The sequence below is a fragment of the Pseudomonas sp. MBLB4136 genome (assembly GCF_051904765.1).
Classification (GTDB): domain Bacteria; phylum Pseudomonadota; class Gammaproteobacteria; order Pseudomonadales; family Pseudomonadaceae; genus Aquipseudomonas.
In genome coordinates, this window is record NZ_CP196713.1 from 1183387 (window position 1) to 1202127 (window position 18741).

Consider the following 18741-nt stretch of genomic DNA (forward strand, 5'->3'; position numbering starts at 1 on the left):
CCGTCGACGCAAGACGGATGACTATGAACCCGAACTTTCTCGATTTCGAACAGCCGATCGCCGACCTGCAAGCCAAGATCGAAGAGCTTCGCTTGGTGGGTAATGACAACGCGTTGAACATCAACGAAGAGATCGCCCGCCTGCAGGACAAGAGCAGCGCCCTGACCGAAAGCATTTTCGGCAACCTGACCAGCTGGCAGATCGCCCAGCTCGCCCGTCATCCGCGCCGCCCCTATACCCTCGACTATCTGCAGCACATCTTCACCGAGTTCGATGAACTGCATGGCGACCGCCATTTCTCCGATGACGCCGCGATCGTCGGTGGCGTGGCGCGTCTGGACGGCGAGCCGGTGATGGTCATCGGTCACCAGAAGGGCCGCGATGTGCGCGAGAAGGTCCGGCGCAACTTCGGCATGCCGCGTCCGGAAGGCTACCGCAAGGCCTGCCGCCTGATGGAGATGGCCGAGCGCTTCAAGATGCCGATCCTCACCTTCATCGACACCCCAGGCGCCTATCCGGGTATCGACGCCGAAGAGCGCGGGCAGAGCGAGGCCATCGCCTGGAACTTGCGCGTGATGGCGCGCCTGAAGACCCCGATCATCGCCACCGTGATCGGCGAGGGCGGTTCCGGCGGGGCCCTGGCGATCGGCGTGTGCGACCGTCTGAACATGCTGCAGTACTCGACCTACTCGGTGATTTCCCCGGAAGGCTGTGCCTCGATCCTGTGGAAAACCGCGGAGAAGGCGCCGGATGCTGCCGAGGCCATGGGCATCACCGCCGAGCGCCTGAAGGGCCTGGGCATCGTCGACAAGGTCATCGCCGAGCCCCTGGGTGGCGCTCACAGCGATCCGGTCGCAGCGGCCGAGTCGATCCGCCAGGAGCTGAAGGCCCAGCTGGCGACCCTGAAGAAGCTCGATACCGCCGAGCTGCTGGCCCGTCGCTATGAGCGCCTGATGAGCTACGGCGTCGCCTAAATGAGTCTGCACGCCAAGGTGCTGGGGAATCTGGCTCCTTGGCGTGCTGCGCCGGCCTGGCGCGTGGCCTTTTCCGGTGGCCTGGACTCCACCGTGCTGCTCCATCTGCTGGCTGAGCTCGCGCAACGCGAGGTCCTGCCGCCTCTTTCCGCCATCCATATCCAGCACGGCCTGCAGGCTGCGGCCGAGGCCTGGCCGGCACATTGTCGGCGGGTGTGCGATCGGCTGGGGATTGCCTTGCAGGTCCGGTCTGTCGAGGTGAAACCGGGTGCCAGCCTCGAGCGCGCCGCGCGCGAGGCGCGCTATGCCGCCTTTGCCGCGGCGCTGGGGGGCGGCGAGGTGCTGCTCAGCGCCCAGCATCGCGATGATCAGGCCGAAACCCTGCTGTTTCGCCTGCTGCGCGGTGCCGGCGTGCGCGGTCTGGCGGGCATGCCACAGAGCCGGCCGCTGGGAATGGGCCAGCTGCTGCGCCCGCTGCTGCACTGTTCGCGCGCCGAGCTGGAGGCCTACGCCGCCGAGCGGTGCCTGTCCTGGGTCGAGGACCCGTCCAACGCCGATGGGCGTTTTTCGCGCAACTACCTGCGTCATCGGGTGATGCCGATGCTGGCGGCGCGCTGGCCCCAGGCGGCCGCCAACATGGCGCGCAGTGCCGCGCTGCTGGGGGAGTCCACGCAGCTGCTCGATGAGCTGGCGCAACTGGACCTGGCGCCGGCGCTGGCGCCCAGTCCATTGACCTGGCTGCCATTGCCGAGCCTGGCCTTGGCCTCGTTGCGCACCCTCAGCCCGGCGCGCCAGCGCAACGCGCTGCGCTACTGGCTGCGCGAGCGGACGCCGATGCCGGATGTCGAGCACTGGGCGGGCTGGGACGCGCTGCTCTCGGCCGCCGGCGACGCGGCGCCGATCTGGCGCCTGGCGAGCGGTGAGCTGCGTCGTGCCGACGAGCAGCTGTGGTGGCTTTCCGGTGACTGGCTGCGAGCGCCGGCGGCGCCTTCGGTTGTGCCGCAGATCAATCAAGCGCTGGAACTGCCGGGTAATGGCTGTGTGCGTATCGATGGCAGCCTCGGCGGCGCAGGCCAGTGGCGCCTGGCCTATCGCCAGGGGGGCGAGGTGATGAATCTGCCTGGTCGCGGCCATCGAGATCTCAAGCGCCTGCTCAACGAACGTCAGGTGCCGGCCTTCGTTCGCGGTCGTTTGCCGCTGTTGCTGTGTGACGGCGAGGTGCGGGCGGTGGCCAATCTGCCCGGATTGGACGGACCGCTCGACGACCAGTGGCGGCTCAGTTGGCAGCCGCCATCCAGCGATCCGGGTTTGAGCTGATAAGGCCTTTCCGGTAGACTACGCTCCCGTCTTATCAGAGCTTTTGCTGACTCCCTTTCCTCGCGAAAACCGGAGTCGGCGATGGCTTGCCAATTGCGGCAATTCCGTGATTGGAGCTTCGGCTTTCCTTCGCTTTCCCCGGCGGCGCTGACCGCTTAAACGCAGACTTCTAGGGTTTTTCATGACGCGCTACATCTTCGTCACGGGTGGTGTTGTTTCTTCTTTGGGGAAAGGCATCGCCTCGGCTTCATTGGCGGCCATCCTGGAGGCGCGGGGCCTGAAGGTCACGATGCTCAAGCTGGACCCCTATATCAACGTCGATCCGGGCACCATGAGCCCGTTCCAGCACGGCGAGGTGTTCGTCACCCACGACGGCGCCGAGACCGACCTCGACCTGGGCCACTACGAGCGGTTCATCCGCACCACCATGACCCAGAACAACAACTTCACCACCGGCCGCGTCTACGAAGACGTGCTGCGCAAGGAGCGCCGTGGTGATTACCTGGGCGCCACCATTCAGGTCATTCCGCACATCACCGACGAGATCAAGCGCCGCATCATCAAGGGCGCCGGCGCTGCCGACGTGGCCATGGTCGAGATCGGCGGTACGGTCGGCGACATCGAGTCGCAGCCGTTCCTCGAGGCCATCCGCCAGCTGCGCGTGGAAGTGGGCGCCAAGCGCGCCATGCTGATGCACTTGACCCTGGTGCCCTACATCGCCACCGCCGGCGAGACCAAGACCAAGCCGACCCAGCACTCTGTGAAGGAGCTGCGCTCCATCGGCCTGCAGCCGGACGTACTGGTGTGCCGCTCCGACCATCCGGTCGATGTGTCTTCGCGGCGCAAGATCGCCCTGTTCACCAACGTCGAAGAGCGTGCGGTGATCAGCCTGGAAGATGTCGACACCATCTACAAGATCCCTTCGGTGCTGCATGCCCAGGGCCTGGACGACTTCGTCGTCGAGCGTTTCGGCCTGGACTGCGGCGGTGCCGACCTGTCCGAGTGGGACCGCGTGGTCGACGCCAAGCTCAACCCCGAGCGCGAAGTCAATATCGCCATGGTCGGCAAGTACATGGAGCTGCTGGATGCCTACAAGTCGCTGATCGAGGCGATGAGCCATGCCGGCATCCAGAACCGCACCAAGGTCAACCTGCGCTATATCGATTCCGAAGACATCGAAAACCAGGGCACCTCGCTGCTGGAAGGCGTCGATGCCATCCTGGTCCCCGGCGGCTTCGGCCTGCGTGGCGTGGAAGGCAAGATCAAGACCGTGCAGTACGCCCGTGAGAACAAGATTCCCTACCTGGGCATCTGCCTCGGCATGCAGGTCGCGGTGATCGAATTCGCCCGCAACGTGCTGGGCTGGCAGGACGCCAACTCCACCGAATTCGACAGCGGCAGCGGCCATCCGGTGGTCGGCCTGATCACCGAGTGGCAGGACGCCACCGGCGCCACCGAGCAGCGCACCGAAGCCTCCGACCTCGGCGGCACCATGCGCCTGGGCGCCCAGGATTGCCAGCTGGAAAGCGGCTCCCAGGTGCGTGAGTGCTACGGCCAGGATGTGATCGTCGAGCGCCATCGTCATCGCTACGAGGTCAACAACAACCTGCTGCCGCAGCTGATCGAGGCCGGCCTCAAGGTCACCGGGCGCTCCGGCGACGGCGCGCTGGTGGAAGTGGTCGAGGCGCCGGATCACCCGTGGTTCGTCGCCTGCCAGTTCCACCCCGAGTTCACCTCGACGCCGCGTGACGGCCACCCGCTGTTCAGTGGCTTCGTCAATGCCGCGCTGGCGCAGCAAGCAAAGAAGGCCTGAGGACATGACGCAGAAGACTATTCGCGTCGGCGCGATCGAGATCGCCAACGACAAGCCCATGGTGCTGTTCGGCGGCATCAACGTCCTCGAGTCGCGCGATCTGGCCATGCAGGCCTGCGAGGAATACGTGCGGGTCACCGAGAAACTCGGTATTCCCTACGTGTTCAAGGCCAGCTTCGACAAGGCCAACCGTTCTTCGGTGGCCTCGTTCCGTGGCCCGGGCCTGGACGAGGGGCTGAAGATCTTCGAGGAAGTGAAGAAGACCTTCGGCGTGCCGGTGATCACCGACGTGCATGAGCCCTATCAGGCACAGCCGGTCGCCGAGGTCTGCGACATCATCCAGCTGCCGGCCTTCCTCTCGCGGCAGACCGACCTGGTGGTGGCCATGGCCAAGACCGGCGCGGTGGTCAACATCAAGAAAGCCCAGTTCCTCGCGCCCCAGGAAATGAAGCACATCCTGGCCAAGTGCGTGGAAGCCGGCAACGACCAGCTGATCCTCTGCGAGCGCGGCACCTCGTTCGGCTACAACAACCTGGTGGTGGACATGCTCGGCTTCGGCATCATGAAGCAGTTCGACTACCCGGTGTTCTTCGACGTCACCCATGCCCTGCAGATGCCCGGCGGTCGCGCCGACTCTGCCGCAGGAAGGCGTGGCCAGGTCACCGACCTGGCCAAGGCGGGTATGAGCCAGGGCCTGGCCGGCCTGTTCCTCGAGGCCCATCCGGATCCGGACAACGCCAAGTGCGACGGCCCGTGCGCGTTGCGCCTGGACAAGCTGGAGCCGTTCCTCACTCAGCTCAAGCAGCTGGATGATCTGGTCAAGAGCTTCGCACCGATCGAGACTGCCTGACGCGGTGGTTTCCCGGTAAGGTGCTAGTTGTATACAGTTTTGTTTGTTAGCCGGTACAATTTTCTCGTCTGTCCATTTGGCAACGGGCAATGGCTGTCCAGTCCGGCGCTATCCTTTCGTCAACTTTTGGAGTGCTCAACGCAATGGCAAAGATCGTCGACATCAAAGGCCGTGAGGTTCTCGACTCCCGTGGCAACCCGACCGTGGAAGCCGATGTGATCCTCGAGGGCGGCATCATCGGCAGCGCCTGTGCGCCGTCCGGTGCCTCCACCGGTTCGCGTGAAGCGCTGGAGCTGCGTGATGGCGACAAGAGCCGTTACCTGGGCAAGGGCGTGCTCAAGGCCGTGGCCAACATCAACGGTCCGATCCGTGACCTGCTGCTCGGCAAAGACGCCGTCGACCAGCAGACCCTGGACCGCGCGATGATCGAGCTCGACGGTACCGAGAACAAGGCCAGCCTGGGCGCCAACGCCATCCTCGCCGTGTCCCTGGCCGCCGCCAAGGCCGCCGCCCAGGCCAAGGGCGTGCCACTGTACGCGCACATCGCCGACCTCAACGGCACGCCGGGCCAGTACTCCATGCCGGTGCCGATGATGAACATCATCAACGGCGGCGAGCACGCCGATAACAACGTCGATATCCAGGAGTTCATGGTTCAGCCGGTCGGCGCCAAGACCTTCTCCGACGCCCTGCGCATGGGCACCGAGATCTTCCATCACCTCAAGGCCGTGCTCAAGGCGCGTGGCCTGAGCACCTCGGTGGGCGACGAGGGCGGCTTCGCGCCGAACCTGGCCTCCAACGAGGACGCCCTGGCGGCCATCGCCGAAGCCGTGGCCAATGCCGGCTACAAGCTGGGCGACGACGTCACCCTGGCCCTGGACTGCGCTTCCAGCGAGTTCTACAAGAACGGCCAATACGACCTGGCCGGCGAAGGCAAGGTGTTCGACGCCGCCGGTTTCGCCGACTACCTGGCCGGCCTGTCCCAGCGTTACCCGATCATCTCCATCGAAGACGGCATGGACGAGTCCGACTGGGCCGGCTGGAAGGTGCTGACCGACAAGATCGGTGCCAAGGTGCAGCTGGTCGGCGACGACCTGTTTGTCACCAACACCAAGATCCTCAAGCGCGGTATCGACGAGTCCATCGCCAACTCGATCCTGATCAAGTTCAACCAGATCGGCTCGCTGACCGAGACCCTGGAGGCCATCCAGATGGCCAAGGCCGCTGGCTACACCGCGGTGATCTCGCACCGCTCCGGTGAGACCGAAGACAGCACCATCGCGGATCTCGCCGTGGGCACCGCCGCCGGGCAAATCAAGACCGGCTCGCTGTGCCGCTCCGATCGCGTGTCCAAGTACAACCAGCTGCTGCGCATCGAAGAGCAGCTGGCGGGCAAGGCGGTCTATCGTGGTCGCGCCGAGTTCCGTGGTTGAACTCAGTCGTGGTAAAAGAGGGGCGGCGCGAGTCGCCCCTTTTTCGTTCGGATACTTTTTCCTCTATGCGTAGCCCCTATTGGTTGTGGCTGGTACTGGTTCTGCTGCTCGCCGGCTTGCAGTACCGCTTGTGGATTGGTGATGGCAGCCTGGCCCAGGTCGCCGACCTGAAGCAGCAGATCGCCGACCAGCAAGGCGAGAACCAGCGCCTGCTGGAGCGCAACCGCATCCTCGAGGCCGAGGTGCTGGAGCTGAAGAAAGGCATGGAAACCGTCGAGGAACGCGCCCGCCATGAGCTGGGCATGGTCAAAGAGGGCGAGACCCTCTTTCAGCTGACCGAATGACTGCTTCCAGCCTGCCTCCTTTCTGGGCGCTGATTCCGGCTGCCGGGGTCGGCAGCCGGATGCGCGCCGACCGCCCCAAGCAGTATCTGGTGCTGGCCGGTCGGACCATTCTCGAACACACCCTGGCCTGCTTTCTCGATCATCCGCAGCTGCGTGGGCTGGTGGTCAGCCTGGCCAGTGACGATCCCTACTGGCCGACCCTGGCCTGCGCCGCCGATGCGCGCATTCAGCGCGCCGACGGTGGCCGCGAGCGTGCCGACTCGGTGTTGGGCGGCCTGCGCCGCCTGGCCGAGCTGGGCGCCCAGGAGCGGGATTGGGTGCTGGTGCACGACGCCGCGCGGCCCAACCTGTCGCGCGGCGATCTCGATCGCCTGCTCGGCGAGCTGGCCGACGACCCGGTCGGCGGCCTGCTGGCGGTGCCGGCACGCGACACCCTCAAGCGCGCCGGTGCCGATGGCCGGGTGCATGAGACCGTAGATCGTGCGCCGATCTGGCAGGCCTACACCCCGCAGATGTTCCGCCTCGGCCAGTTGCACCGGGCCCTGGCCGACGCCCTGGTGTCTGGCGTGGCGATCACCGACGAGGCGTCGGCCATCGAGTGGGCCGGTTGCGCGCCACGGCTGATCGAGGGGCGGGCCGACAACCTCAAGGTCACCCGTCCGGAAGACCTGCAGAGCCTGGCGCTGCTCTGGCGTAAAGCCTAAGCGCCGCTCCCGCCGCTTGCCGGTCAGGCGTTCGCGCGGTATTCGTGGCGCTGCGCCAAGCCGTCCTTGAGGTAGTCCACCAGTTGCCGCACCTTGGGCGACAGGTGGCGCTGTTGCGGATAGAGTGCCCAGACCGCGGTGTTCGGCGGCTGCTGGTTGCCCAGCAAGGACACCAGGGCGCCGCTGCGCAGGTGCTCCAGCACGTAGTAGTCCGGCAACTGGCACAGCCCCAGTCCACGCAGGGCCGCCTCCAGCACCGCCTGACCGCTGTTGCAGCGCCAGTTGCCCTGGACCCGCTGGGCCGACTCGCGGCCGTTGAGCTGGAAGGTCCAGGTATCCGAGCTGCCGATCAGGCAGTTGTGTCGGCTCAGCTCGGACAGGCTGTGCGGGCGGCCGTAGCGCTGCAGGTAGGCCGGCGCCGCGCACAGGTACATCTGCCGCGGCGCCAGGCGCGTGGCCACCAGGCGCGAGTCCTGCAGGCGGCCGAGGCGAATGGCCAGGTCGAGGCCTTCCTGGACCATGTCCAGGGTGCGGTTGCTCAGCTCGATCTCGACCCGCAACTGGGGGTGCCTGCTCATGAAGTCGGTCACCAGCGGCACGATGAAGCGCTCGCCGTAGGCCACCGCGCAGGTCATGCGCAACAAGCCCTTGGGTTCGCTGCCGAGATCGCCGACCGCGCGCAGCGCCTCTTCGCGGGCGTCCTGCAGGCGCTGGCAGTGCTGCAGGAAGGTCTGGCCGGCCTCGGTCAGTGCCACCCGGCGGGTGCTGCGGTAAAACAGGCGGGTCTGCAGGCGGTCTTCCAGGCGAGCGATCTGCCGGCTGACCTGTGAAGAAGACAGGCCCAGGCGTTCGGCGGCGGCGGTGAACTGGCCGCATTCGGCCACGGCGACGAATTCATCCAGGCCTTCCCAGCGGCTCATCGCGGCGCTCCTAGGGTAGTGGGGTGGCCACAGATTCTAAGCTGGCAGGCCTGCGATTGTCCCTGGTTGGCAATAATGTTTTGCATGGTGGCCGATTATTGATGATTGGTGGCTGATCTATACTTTCCGCCACTTTTGCACCCATCGGAGAGCGAACATGATCAAGTCCCGTGCTGCCGTGGCCTTTGCCGCCAACCAACCCCTGCAGATCGTCGAAGTGGACGTCGCGCCGCCCCAGGCCGGCGAAGTGCTGGTGCGCATCGTCGCCACCGGCGTGTGCCACACCGACGCCTACACCCTGTCTGGTCAGGATTCCGAAGGCGTATTCCCCTGCATCCTCGGTCACGAGGGCGGTGGCGTGGTCGAGGCGGTCGGCGAGGGGGTGACCTCAGTCAAGGTGGGCGATCACGTGATCCCGCTGTACACCGCCGAGTGCGGCCAGTGCAAGTTCTGCAAGTCCAACAAGACCAACCTGTGCAGCTCGGTCCGGGCCACCCAGGGCAAGGGCCTGATGCCGGACGGCACCACGCGCTTCTCCTACCAGGGTCAGCCGGTCTACCACTATATGGGCTGCTCGACCTTCTCCGAGTACACCGTGCTGCCGGAAGTCTCCGTTGCCGTGATCCCGAAGGAAGCGCCGCTGGACAAGGTCTGCCTGCTGGGCTGCGGCGTCACCACCGGCATCGGTGCGGTGCTCAACACCGCCAAGGTCGAAGAGGGCGCCACCGTGGCGATCTTTGGTCTGGGCGGCATCGGCCTGGCGGCGATCATCGGTGCGAAGATGGCCAAGGCCTCGCGCATCATCGGTATCGACATCAACCCGGCCAAGGAAGCCGTGGCCCGTGAGCTGGGCATGACCGACTTCGTCAATCCCAAGGACCATGCCAAGCCGATTCAGGAAGTCATCGTCGAAATGACCGACGGTGGTGTCGACTACAGCTTCGAGTGCATCGGCAATGTGCAGCTGATGCGTGCGGCGCTGGAGTGCTGCCACAAGGGCTGGGGCGAGTCGACCATCATCGGCGTGGCGCCGGCTGGTGCCGAGATCAGCACCCGTCCGTTCCAGCTGGTCACCGGTCGCGTCTGGCGCGGTAGCGCCTTCGGTGGCGTCAAGGGCCGCACCGAGCTGCCGGGTTATGTCGAGAAGTCGCAGAAGGGTGAGATTCCGCTGGACACCTTCATCACCCACAATATGCCGCTGGACGACATCAATCAGGCCTTCGAACTGATGCACGAAGGCAAGAGCATCCGCACCGTCATCCACTTCTGATTGCGCCGGGTGGATGCCGCATGCGGCATCCACCGTCCAGTGGTGGAAAACGCCTCGCGACTTTCCACCCCACGGAGATTGTCATGACCTTGGAAAACCTGTCTTGCCAGAAAAGCTTCGGCGGCTGGCACAAGCGTTACCGTCACCGCTCCAGCACCCTCAACTGTGACATGGTGTTCGCCGTCTACCTGCCGCCGCAGGCCGAGCAGGGCGCCAGGCTGCCGGTGCTGTACTGGTTGAGCGGCCTGACCTGCACCGACGAGAACTTCATGCAGAAGGCCGGCGCCCAGCGCCTGGCGGCCGAGTTGGGGCTGATCATCGTGGCGCCGGACACCAGTCCGCGTGGCGACGACGTGCCCGGCGACCCGGATGGCGCCTGGGACTTCGGCAAGGGCGCGGGCTTCTACCTCAACGCCACCCAGGAGCCCTGGGCACGCCACTACCGCATGCACGACTACGTGGTGCAGGAGTTGCCGGCGTTGATCGAGTCCAACTTCCCCGTCTCGGACAAGCGCGGCATCAGCGGCCACTCCATGGGCGGCCATGGCGCGCTGGTCTGCGCCCTGCGCAACCCCGGGCGCTACCAGTCGCTGTCGGCCTTCTCGCCGATCAACAACCCGATGAACTGCCCCTGGGGCGAGAAGGCGTTCACCCGCTTCCTCGGTGAAGATCGCTCGCGCTGGCGCGAGTGGGACGCCTGCGCGCTGATCGCCGAGGCCTCGGAGCGCTTGCCGATCCTGGTCGACCAGGGCGACCGCGACGACTTCCTCGCCAATCAGCTCAAGCCCGAGGCCCTGCAAGGCGCCGCCCAGGTCGCCGGGCATCCGCTGACCCTGCGCCTGCAGCCGGGCTATGACCACAGCTATTACTTCATCGCCAGTTTCATCGATGACCATCTGCGTCATCATGCGCAGGCGCTGCAGAGCTGAAAGACTCCCAGTCGTCGAGAGTCCTGTAGAATCACGCCCTGAATTTTCAGGGCGTTGTTCTTTATGCGTATTGGTCACGGCTACGATGTGCACCGCTTCGGCGAGGGCGATCACGTCACCCTCGGTGGCGTGCGGATTCCCCACAGGTTCGGGTTGATTGCCCACTCCGACGGCGACGTGCTGCTGCATGCGCTCAGCGATGCGTTGCTCGGCGCGGCGGCCCTCGGCGATATCGGCCGGCATTTCCCTGACACCGACCCGCGCTTCAAGGGCGCCGACAGCCGGGCGCTGCTGCGCCACGTGCTCGGCCTGGTGCAGGCCAAGGGCTGGCGGGTCGGCAATGTCGACGTCACCATCGTCGCCCAGGCGCCGAAGATGGCCTCGCATATTCCGGCCATGCGCGAGCGAATCGCCGCAGACCTGCAGGTCGATCTGGATCAGGTCAACGTCAAGGCCACCACCACCGAGAAGCTCGGTTTCACCGGGCGTGAGGAGGGCATCGCGGTGCATGCCGTGGCGCTGTTGGTCGGCCTATGACCGAGCTCGAACTGCTGGGCCCGCGCGCCCATGGCCCGGCCTGCGGCAGTGCGGTGCTCAAAGCCAGTGCGGAAGACTTCCAGGTCGACGAGGTGCTGGAAATCCCATTGGCCGGCGAGGGCGAGCACCTCTGGTTGTGGGTGGAGAAGCGCGGGCTGAATACCGAGGAAGCGGCCAAGCGCATCGCCCGCGCCGCCGGGGTGCCGTTGCGGATGATCAGCTATGCCGGCCTCAAGGATCGCCAGGCCCTGACCCGCCAGTGGTTCAGCCTGCACCTGCCGGGCAAGCTCGATCCTGATCTGCGCGCGGCGCAAGACGCCAGCCTGAGTGTCCTCAAGCAGGTGCGGCATAGCCGCAAGCTGCAGCGTGGGGCGCATGCCGCCAATGGGTTTACCCTGCGCCTGACCCAGCTCAAGGCCGACCTCGCAGCCCTGGATGGACGCCTGCAGCAGATCGCCGCCCAGGGTATCCCGAACTACTACGGCTTGCAGCGTTTCGGCCACGAGGGCGGAAACCTGGCCCATGCCCGGCACTTTGCCGCAGGCGGCAGCCTGCCCGAGAAACGCAACGTGCGTTCGCGGGTGCTCTCGGCGGCGCGCAGTTATTTGTTCAATCGTGCCCTGGCCGAGCGAGTCGCCGCCGGCACCTGGAACCGGGCGCAGGTCGGCGATCTGCTGGCCTTCACCGACAGCCGCAGCTTCTTCATGGCCGGCGCGGCCGAGTGCGAGGATCCGCGCTTGGCGCTGCTCGACCTGCACCCGACCGGACCGCTGTGGGGCGCCGGCCAGTCACCGGCCGGCGGGCTCACCCAGGAACTGGAACAGCGCCTGGCGCAAAGCGACAGCGAGCTGGTCGCCTGGCTGGCAGAAGCGGGCCTGGAGCACGAACGGCGCATCCTGCGCCTCCCCATCGGCGGTTTGACGTGGCATTATCCGGAGCCTGACATTCTGCAACTGGAATTCGTCCTGCCGGCTGGATGCTTCGCCACTGTCTTGGTGCGCGAACTCGTCGATCTACTGCCGGCAGGGCAGACGGATAACCCATGCGTATTCTGATTTCTAACGACGACGGCGTGGCGGCGCCGGGCCTCGCCGCGCTGCACGCTGCGCTGCTCGACTATGCCGATTGCACGGTGATCGCGCCCGACCAGGACCGCAGTGGCGCCAGCAGCTCGCTGACCCTGGACCGGCCGCTGCACCCGCAAACCCTGGCCAACGGTTTCATCAGCCTCAACGGCACGCCCACCGACTGCGTGCACCTGGGGCTCAACGGCCTGCTCCCGGAGCTCGCCGATCTGGTGGTCTCGGGCATAAACCTCGGCGCCAACCTGGGCGACGACGTGCTCTACTCCGGCACCGTGGCCGCCGCCCTGGAGGGGCGTTTCCTGGTCCGTCCGGCCTTTGCCTTCTCCCTGCTGTCGCGGGCGCCGGACAACCTGCCGACCGCGGCCTATTTCGCCCGCAAGCTGGTGGCCGCCCATGAGCGCCTCGACTTGTCGCCGCGCACCGTGCTCAACGTCAATGTTCCCAACTTGCCACTGGATCAGGTGCGCGGTGTCCAGTTGACGCGCCTTGGCCATCGCGCCCGTGCCGCGGCACCGGTCAAGGTGGTCAATCCGCGCGGCAAGGAGGGCTACTGGATTTCCGCGGCCGGCGCCGCCGAGGACGGTGGCCCGGGAACGGATTTCCATGCGGTGAGCCAGGGCTACGTGTCGGTGACGCCGCTGCAGCTGGACCGCACCTTTAAGGAAGGCTTCAACGGCCTGCAACCATGGCTGGAGAGCTTGCTCTGATGAATCGGGACCAGGACGAACTGCAGCGCCGGGGCATCGGCATGACCTCGCAGCGCACCCGCGAGCGACTGATCCAGCGTCTGTACGAGGAGGGCCTGTCCAACGCCCATGTGCTCGAGGCCATCCGCCGCACGCCGCGCCATCTGTTCGTCGATGAGGCCCTGGCGCACCGTGCCTACGAGGACACCGCGCTGCCGATCGGCAGCAACCAGACCATCTCGCAGCCCTACATGGTCGCGCGGATGAGCGAGCTGCTGCTGGCGGCCGGTCCGCTGGACAAGGTGCTGGAGATCGGCACCGGCTCCGGTTACCAGACCGCGATCCTGGCCCAGCTGGTCGAACGGGTGTTCACCGTCGAGCGCATTCAGGGCTTGCAGGAGCGGGCCAAGGAGCGCCTGGTCGAGCTGAACCTGCGCAACGTGGTGTTCCGCTGGGGCGATGGCTGGGAGGGCTGGTCGGCGCTGGCGCCGTACAACGGCATCATCGTCACTGCGGCTGCCTCCGAGGTGCCCCAGGCCCTGCTCGACCAGCTGGCTCCGGGCGGGCGCCTGGTGATCCCGGTTGGCGCCGGCGATGTGCAACAACTGCTGCTGATCGTTCGCGAGGAACACGGTTTTGCCAGGCATGTGCTGGATGCCGTGCGCTTCGTGCCTCTGCTCAATGGGCCGCTGGCCTGACCTCACGCTTAACCGGATGGATCCATGAAGAAACAATTCCTGCTCTATGCCAAGGGCATCGCCATGGGCGCGGCCGATGTGGTGCCCGGCGTGTCCGGCGGCACCGTGGCCTTTATCAGTGGCATCTATGACGAGTTGCTGCGCTCGCTCGCCAGCGTGCCGGCGGCCTTGGGCATGCTCCTGCGCGGGCGTATCGTGGCGGCCTGGCAGGCGGCCAACGCGACCTTCCTGCTGGTGCTGCTGGCCGGCATCCTCACCAGCGTGCTCAGCCTGGCGCGGTTGATCAGCTACCTGCTGGTGGCTCAGCCCATCGCGGTCTGGTCGTTCTTCTTCGGCCTGATCCTGGTTTCCGCGCACATAGTGGCGCGGGAGATCCAACGCTGGAATTGGTCTCGCGGGCTTAGCTTCGTCCTGGGGATGGGCTTTGCCTACTGGATCACCGTGGCCGCGCCGGTGCAGTGGGGGCATGATCCGCTGAGCCTGTTCCTCGCCGGCGCCATCGCCATCTGCGCGATGATCCTGCCGGGGATATCCGGTAGCTTCATCCTGGTCCTGCTGGGGCTCTATCCCTTCGTCCTCGGCGCGGTCAAAAGCCTGGATGTCGGTGTGCTGGCCTTGTTCGCCAGCGGCTGCCTGGTGGGCATCGTCAGCTTCGCCAGCCTTCTGCGTTGGCTGCTGGTGCGCTGGCGCGACCTGAGCCTGGCCTTCCTCACCGGCTTGATGCTCGGCTCGCTGAACAAGATCTGGCCCTGGAAGGAGACCCTGACCTGGCGGACCGACCGTCACGGCGAGCAGGTGCCGCTGCTGCAGGCCAACCTGTTGCCTGGGCGGTTTGCCGAGATCAGCGGCCAGGATCCGCAGCTGCTGCTGGCCATCCTCCTGGCTCTGTCCGGGGTGCTGCTGGTGCTCGGCCTGGAATGGCTGGCCGGCCGCTTGCAGCAAAACACTGGTTGCCGCAATTAATTGCGGCACAATACGCGCCTACCATCCCATGCCGTTTGCCAAATAGGGGAGACACGGGTGAGCTTCACTGCCATTCAATCGCCAGCTCGCTGCAGCCGCCTCCGTTGCCTGCTGAGTGGCCTGGTCCTGGGCGTGTTGCTGAGCGGTTGCGCCAACCCTCCATCCGGTGGGGTGCAGGTGGTTGACCGTAATCACCGTGCGGCGGCGGCCCAGCAGCGCCCGACCGTAACCAGTGGGCAATACGTGGTGCGTCGTGGCGATACGCTCTATTCGATCGCCTTTCGCTTCGGCTGGGACTGGAAGGCGCTGGCCGCACGAAACGGCATCACGGCCCCCTATCTGATCCGGGTGGGGCAGATCATTCGCTTCGATGGCCAGCCCGTCGCGCGTCCCGCCCCTGTGGCGACGGCGGCTCCGGTGGTCAGCCGGCCGGCGCCTGTCGCGCCGTCGGTGGCCACTGCTCCAGCGCCCGTCACGCCAGTGCGCAGCGCCCCGCCCACGCCGGTTCAGACCACGCCAGCCACCACGCCGGTGCAGCCGGTTCAGCGTTCCGCGAGCGGCTGGGCCTGGCCGTCGAACGGCGCCGTGATCGGGCGTTTTTCGTCAAACGGTAGTTTGAATAAAGGCATTGATATCGCGGGGGAATTAGGCCAGCCTGTTTTGGCTGCGTCTGATGGATCAGTGGTGTACGCCGGGAGTGGTTTACGGGGCTACGGCGAGTTGTTGATCATCAAACACAGCGATACCTACGTCAGTGCCTACGGACATAACCGCAGGCTGTTGGTACGGGAGGGGCAGCGGGTCAAGGCCGGGCAGACAATTGCCGAGATGGGTTCCACGGGAACCGACCGGGTGAAGCTTCACTTCGAAATTCGCCGTCAGGGTAAACCTGTAGATCCATTGCAATACTTGCCTCGCCGTTGATCAGTCGCCGGCCTGTTCCATTTCGTGGGAGGAACGGGCTCAGGTGTAGCCAGGGATCCAGGCGACGCTCGGGCTTGCTGTCGAACTCAGCAAGGAGCAACCACAATGGCTCTCAAAAAAAAAGAAACGCCGGAGTTTGACGTCGACGATGAAGTGCTCCTGATGGAGCCTGGCATTGTTTTGGACGGCGGCTTGAAAGAGGAGAAGCCAGCACCGGCTTCTCGTTCCAAGGCCAAGAATTCGGCAAGCAGCAAGCAGCACAAGTACATCGACTACACCCGGGCGCTCGACGCCACTCAGCTGTACCTCAACGAAATCGGTTTTTCTCCCCTGCTTACTCCCGAAGAAGAGGTGTTCTTCGCGCGTCTGGCGCAGAAGGGTGACCCCGCCGGGCGCAAGCGCATGATCGAAAGCAACCTGCGCTTGGTGGTGAAGATCGCCCGCCGCTATGTCAATCGCGGCCTGTCGCTGCTCGACCTGATCGAGGAGGGCAATCTCGGGCTGATTCGCGCGGTGGAGAAATTCGACCCCGAACGCGGCTTCCGCTTCTCGACCTATGCCACTTGGTGGATTCGCCAGACCATCGAGCGGGCGATCATGAATCAGACCCGCACCATTCGCTTGCCGATCCATGTGGTCAAGGAGCTGAACGTTTACCTGCGCGCCGCTCGTGAGTTGACCCAGAAGCTCGACCATGAGCCCTCGGCCGAAGAGATCGCCAATCTGCTGGAGAAGCCGGTGGGTGAGGTCAAGCGCATGCTGGGCCTGAACGAGCGGGTGTCTTCGGTGGATGTGTCCCTCGGCCCGGATTCGGACAAGACCCTGCTCGATACCCTGACCGATGATCGGCCGACCGATCCCTGTGAGCTGTTGCAGGACGATGATCTGTCGCAGAGCATCGACCAATGGCTGTCGGAACTGACCGACAAGCAGCGTGAAGTCGTGGTACGTCGATTCGGCTTGCGGGGCCATGAGACCTGCACCCTGGAGGAGGTCGGCCAGGAAATCGGTCTGACTCGCGAGCGAGTCCGGCAGATCCAGGTTGAGGCGCTCAAGCGCCTGCGCGAAATCCTCGAGAGCAATGGCCTGTCGAGTGATTCGTTGTTTCAGTGAGCGATACAGGCAGCAAGAGGCCCGGCTGATGCCGGGTTTTTTGTGGCTGTTCATGTAAGTCATTGCTTACAAGGGGTGTAAGCAATTGCAGGAAAGTGCCGCGGGCTAGTGGCTCTTCTGGGTCGTATAGATAGCGTAACTATATGATATTTTTGATTATTATCTTTTCTCATGTACGCGTTCGAGCGCTTCTGATGAGCTGATGCTGGCTTGTAGGTGCTCCGGAAATCGCTAATATCACACCTGTGTCGAGGGACAGACACAGGTCGCTAAGGAAGGTGACCAGGACAACCGCCGGATGCGGTTTCATCAGGATGATGAGCTGGGAAATAAAGGGAGTAGGGACAAAAGAGTGGGCGGGTAAAACCGCCCCTTTTTTTTGGTTCATCGCACTTTCCCGGGGAAGGCGGCCTTGATTTTCAGGAAGAAGTAGTCCGAGTCGCGGAAGCCATAGGCCATGCGCTTGATGACCTTGATGCGGTTGTTCACCCCCTCCAGCACGCTGGTGTGCATCGGGAAGCGGGCACTGGCGAGGATGCCGCGGAGGTAACGCCTGAGGTTCTTGGCGAAGCGCTGCAGCGGCGCCAGGCTACTGTCCCGGACGTGCCGTTGCCAGTCCCGCCAGCGCCGCCAGCCCTCCCAGACGCCGGGCGCGTACCAGATGTCCTTGAGCGCATCCTTGAGCAGGTAGACGGTGGCCAGTGATTGATTGGCTTGCAGCAGCTCCTGCAACTGCACCGCCTGCTCGCTCTTGAGGTTGGCCCGGTTGCGCAGCAGCAACCAGCGACTGCGCTTGACCACTTGGCGCGCCGGTTTGTCATGCCGTAGCAGGTTGGCCTGGTCGACGCGGATACGGTCGATCACCTCGCGGCCGTAGCGCGCCACCACATGGAACAGGTCGTACACCACCTCGGCCCGCGGGCAATGGCGCTTCACCTCCAGGTCGAAGGCCGTGTTCATGTCCATCGCCACCGCCTCGATCTGCTGGCAGCGCTCGCCAAGCAGCTCGAAGAACGGCCGAACAGCCTCGCGGCTGTTGCCGTGCCCGACCCACAGCACGCGGGTTCGCTCGGCATCCATGATCACCGTGGCGTAGCGATGGCCCTTGTGCAGGGCGAACTCGTCCATCACCAAGCGCCGCACGTCAGCGGGCTCGAAGGCGCCCACTGCGGCTTCCAATCGACGCTTGTCGATGGCCTTGAGGGTGTGCCAGTGCAAGCCGGTCAGGCGACTGACATGGCTTATCGGCAAGAGCTGCAACAGGCCTTCGAGCCAGATCTGCAAGCGCCGAGTCAGGCGTGCGGCCGGTCCCAACCAGTCGATACGCTCGGTCACGCGTCCACAGGTCAGGCAGTCGATGCGGCGCACGGGTAACTGCAGAACAACACGCCGATCCAGCAGGTCACGGTCACGCACCTGGCGCATGCGCCGTTCGTGGATCAACGGACAGGGCTGGCCACAGCGCCCACACTGGGGTAGCCGGTTGGCCTGGGGCTCCAGCTCAATCAGCAGGGTGTTTTCAGCGGCGGGGCGGCAGGCGACGACCTCGTAGCCTGGCCAGAAAGCGGCAAGATCAATAGGATGCACGGCGACAGCAGGGACTGGGAGTTGGTGTGTTTGGCGACTGCCAATCTACCCATTTCCCTGACTGTCAACTCGCTCTTTCCCCAGAGTCCGCGAAGAACCTTTTTTTTGTCCGCAGAAAAGTAAAAGGCCCGCGCATGGCGGGCCTTTCCTTGAGCTGTTGCTGAGGCTCAGCGCTCCAGGTGCTGCAGCTTGTCCTTCACCCCGTCCCACTCCTCGGCATCCGGCAGCGCGTCCTTCTTCTCGGTGATGTTCGGCCAGACTTCCGCCAGGTCGGCGTTCAGTTCGATGTATTCCTGCATGTCCTCCGGGACTTCGTCTTCGGAGAAGATCGCCTGTGCCGGGCACTCGGGCTCGCACAGTGCGCAATCGATGCACTCGTCCGGGTGAATCACCAGGAAGTTCGGGCCTTCGTAAAAGCAGTCGACAGGGCAGACTTCCACGCAGTCGGTGTATTTGCACTTGATGCAGTTGTCGGTAACGACGAAGGTCATGGCTTGATTCTCTCCTCGGGCGGCAGCCTGGCCCCATCTGTGCGGGGTGTGCAGGCGTTCGTTATTGGCCGCGGCTCAGGCTTTAAACCGGGCAGTCATAAAA

General features: G+C 64.9%; 19 protein-coding genes. 16 read left to right on the forward strand and 3 right to left on the reverse strand.

Annotated elements, in window-relative coordinates; genetic code table 11:
• Window positions 1-23 precede the first annotated feature (23 nt).
• From accA to ispD, 7 genes are all read left to right on the forward strand, one after another.
• Complete coding sequence (accA, locus tag ACSX1D_RS05245; protein ID WP_208708805.1) at window positions 24-974, forward strand: acetyl-CoA carboxylase carboxyl transferase subunit alpha; 951 nt, start codon at window positions 24-26, stop codon at window positions 972-974.
• Window positions 975-2291: a tRNA lysidine(34) synthetase TilS gene (tilS, locus tag ACSX1D_RS05250; RefSeq protein WP_439861279.1), complete on the forward strand. Its 1317-nt coding sequence runs from the start codon at window positions 975-977 to the stop codon at window positions 2289-2291.
• 181 nt (window positions 2292-2472) lie between these two features.
• Window positions 2473-4104: a CTP synthase gene (locus tag ACSX1D_RS05255; protein WP_439861280.1), complete on the forward strand. Its 1632-nt coding sequence runs from the start codon at window positions 2473-2475 to the stop codon at window positions 4102-4104.
• Window positions 4105-4108: 4 nt separating this feature from the next.
• A complete protein-coding gene (kdsA, locus tag ACSX1D_RS05260; RefSeq protein ID WP_439861281.1) occupies window positions 4109-4954 on the forward strand; it encodes a 3-deoxy-8-phosphooctulonate synthase in 846 nt (281 codons plus the stop codon).
• A 143-nt stretch (window positions 4955-5097) separates the two neighbouring features.
• Window positions 5098-6387: a phosphopyruvate hydratase gene (eno, locus tag ACSX1D_RS05265; protein WP_439861282.1), complete on the forward strand. Its 1290-nt coding sequence runs from the start codon at window positions 5098-5100 to the stop codon at window positions 6385-6387.
• Between the two features lie 65 nt (window positions 6388-6452).
• The gene (gene ftsB / locus ACSX1D_RS05270; protein WP_439861283.1) at window positions 6453-6731 is read left to right on the forward strand and encodes a cell division protein FtsB; all 279 of its coding nucleotides are present in this window, start codon (window positions 6453-6455) and stop codon (window positions 6729-6731) included.
• Window positions 6728-7435, forward strand: coding sequence for a 2-C-methyl-D-erythritol 4-phosphate cytidylyltransferase (ispD, locus tag ACSX1D_RS05275; protein ID WP_439861284.1), 708 nt, complete (start codon window positions 6728-6730; stop codon window positions 7433-7435). The genes ftsB and ispD overlap by 4 nt, the downstream gene beginning before the upstream one ends.
• Before the next feature lie 23 nt (window positions 7436-7458).
• On the opposite strand, the gene ACSX1D_RS05280 is transcribed toward ispD, so the two are convergent.
• Window positions 7459-8355: a LysR substrate-binding domain-containing protein gene (locus tag ACSX1D_RS05280; RefSeq protein ID WP_439861285.1), complete on the reverse strand. Its 897-nt coding sequence runs from the start codon at window positions 8353-8355 to the stop codon at window positions 7459-7461.
• Window positions 8356-8512: 157 nt separating this feature from the next.
• Between ACSX1D_RS05280 and ACSX1D_RS05285 the strand changes: the two genes are divergently transcribed.
• The 9 genes from ACSX1D_RS05285 (at window position 8513) to rpoS (ending at window position 16560) form a co-directional block, all read left to right on the forward strand.
• Window positions 8513-9625, forward strand: coding sequence for an S-(hydroxymethyl)glutathione dehydrogenase/class III alcohol dehydrogenase (locus ACSX1D_RS05285; protein ID WP_439861286.1), 1113 nt, complete (start codon window positions 8513-8515; stop codon window positions 9623-9625).
• Window positions 9626-9708: 83 nt separating this feature from the next.
• On the forward strand, window positions 9709-10554 hold the full coding sequence (fghA, locus tag ACSX1D_RS05290; protein WP_439861287.1) for an S-formylglutathione hydrolase: 846 nt from the start codon (window positions 9709-9711) through the stop codon (window positions 10552-10554).
• 63 nt (window positions 10555-10617) lie between these two features.
• Window positions 10618-11091, forward strand: coding sequence for a 2-C-methyl-D-erythritol 2,4-cyclodiphosphate synthase (gene ispF, locus ACSX1D_RS05295; RefSeq protein WP_439861288.1), 474 nt, complete (start codon window positions 10618-10620; stop codon window positions 11089-11091).
• Window positions 11088-12146, forward strand: coding sequence for a tRNA pseudouridine(13) synthase TruD (gene truD / locus ACSX1D_RS05300; protein ID WP_439861289.1), 1059 nt, complete (start codon window positions 11088-11090; stop codon window positions 12144-12146). The genes ispF and truD overlap by 4 nt, the downstream gene beginning before the upstream one ends.
• The gene (gene surE / locus ACSX1D_RS05305; protein ID WP_439861290.1) at window positions 12134-12883 is read left to right on the forward strand and encodes a 5'/3'-nucleotidase SurE; all 750 of its coding nucleotides are present in this window, start codon (window positions 12134-12136) and stop codon (window positions 12881-12883) included. The genes truD and surE overlap by 13 nt, the downstream gene beginning before the upstream one ends.
• A gap of 41 nt (window positions 12884-12924) precedes the next feature.
• Window positions 12925-13560 carry a protein-L-isoaspartate(D-aspartate) O-methyltransferase gene (locus ACSX1D_RS05310; RefSeq protein ID WP_439862269.1) on the forward strand — a complete coding sequence of 212 codons (636 nt, stop codon included), beginning with the start codon at window positions 12925-12927 and terminating at the stop codon, window positions 13558-13560.
• 24 nt (window positions 13561-13584) lie between these two features.
• Complete coding sequence (locus tag ACSX1D_RS05315) at window positions 13585-14523, forward strand: DUF368 domain-containing protein (protein WP_208708817.1); 939 nt, start codon at window positions 13585-13587, stop codon at window positions 14521-14523.
• 57 nt (window positions 14524-14580) lie between these two features.
• Complete coding sequence (locus ACSX1D_RS05320) at window positions 14581-15447, forward strand: peptidoglycan DD-metalloendopeptidase family protein (RefSeq protein WP_439861291.1); 867 nt, start codon at window positions 14581-14583, stop codon at window positions 15445-15447.
• Between the two features lie 105 nt (window positions 15448-15552).
• Complete coding sequence (rpoS, locus tag ACSX1D_RS05325; protein ID WP_208708819.1) at window positions 15553-16560, forward strand: RNA polymerase sigma factor RpoS; 1008 nt, start codon at window positions 15553-15555, stop codon at window positions 16558-16560.
• A gap of 384 nt (window positions 16561-16944) precedes the next feature.
• Here rpoS and ACSX1D_RS05330 read toward each other — a convergent pair whose 3' ends face one another.
• Both ACSX1D_RS05330 and fdxA read right to left on the reverse strand, forming a co-directional pair.
• On the reverse strand, window positions 16945-18147 hold the full coding sequence (locus ACSX1D_RS05330; protein WP_439861292.1) for an ISL3 family transposase: 1203 nt from the start codon (window positions 18145-18147) through the stop codon (window positions 16945-16947).
• A gap of 167 nt (window positions 18148-18314) precedes the next feature.
• A complete protein-coding gene (fdxA, locus tag ACSX1D_RS05335; RefSeq protein WP_208708820.1) occupies window positions 18315-18638 on the reverse strand; it encodes a ferredoxin FdxA in 324 nt (107 codons plus the stop codon).
• Window positions 18639-18741 lie beyond the last annotated feature (103 nt).

What these genes read in the sequence shown, in the direction of transcription:
- ftsB (WP_439861283.1), top strand. Translation starts at nt 6,453, where the DNA reads ATGCGTAGCCCCTATTGGTTGTGGCTGGTACTGGTTCTGCTGCTCGCC.
- kdsA (WP_439861281.1), top strand. Translation starts at nt 4,109, where the DNA reads ATGACGCAGAAGACTATTCGCGTCGGCGCGATCGAGATCGCCAACGAC.
- accA (WP_208708805.1), top strand. Translation starts at nt 24, where the DNA reads ATGAACCCGAACTTTCTCGATTTCGAACAGCCGATCGCCGACCTGCAA.
- ACSX1D_RS05315 (WP_208708817.1), top strand. Translation starts at nt 13,585, where the DNA reads ATGAAGAAACAATTCCTGCTCTATGCCAAGGGCATCGCCATGGGCGCG.
- surE (WP_439861290.1), top strand. Translation starts at nt 12,134, where the DNA reads ATGCGTATTCTGATTTCTAACGACGACGGCGTGGCGGCGCCGGGCCTC.
- ACSX1D_RS05285 (WP_439861286.1), top strand. Translation starts at nt 8,513, where the DNA reads ATGATCAAGTCCCGTGCTGCCGTGGCCTTTGCCGCCAACCAACCCCTG.
- truD (WP_439861289.1), top strand. Translation starts at nt 11,088, where the DNA reads ATGACCGAGCTCGAACTGCTGGGCCCGCGCGCCCATGGCCCGGCCTGC.
- rpoS (WP_208708819.1), top strand. Translation starts at nt 15,553, where the DNA reads ATGGCTCTCAAAAAAAAAGAAACGCCGGAGTTTGACGTCGACGATGAA.
- ispF (WP_439861288.1), top strand. Translation starts at nt 10,618, where the DNA reads ATGCGTATTGGTCACGGCTACGATGTGCACCGCTTCGGCGAGGGCGAT.
- tilS (WP_439861279.1), top strand. Translation starts at nt 975, where the DNA reads ATGAGTCTGCACGCCAAGGTGCTGGGGAATCTGGCTCCTTGGCGTGCT.
- ACSX1D_RS05280 (WP_439861285.1), bottom strand. Translation starts at nt 8,355, where the DNA reads ATGAGCCGCTGGGAAGGCCTGGATGAATTCGTCGCCGTGGCCGAATGC.
- ispD (WP_439861284.1), top strand. Translation starts at nt 6,728, where the DNA reads ATGACTGCTTCCAGCCTGCCTCCTTTCTGGGCGCTGATTCCGGCTGCC.
- eno (WP_439861282.1), top strand. Translation starts at nt 5,098, where the DNA reads ATGGCAAAGATCGTCGACATCAAAGGCCGTGAGGTTCTCGACTCCCGT.
- fdxA (WP_208708820.1), bottom strand. Translation starts at nt 18,638, where the DNA reads ATGACCTTCGTCGTTACCGACAACTGCATCAAGTGCAAATACACCGAC.
- ACSX1D_RS05310 (WP_439862269.1), top strand. Translation starts at nt 12,925, where the DNA reads ATGACCTCGCAGCGCACCCGCGAGCGACTGATCCAGCGTCTGTACGAG.
- ACSX1D_RS05255 (WP_439861280.1), top strand. Translation starts at nt 2,473, where the DNA reads ATGACGCGCTACATCTTCGTCACGGGTGGTGTTGTTTCTTCTTTGGGG.
- fghA (WP_439861287.1), top strand. Translation starts at nt 9,709, where the DNA reads ATGACCTTGGAAAACCTGTCTTGCCAGAAAAGCTTCGGCGGCTGGCAC.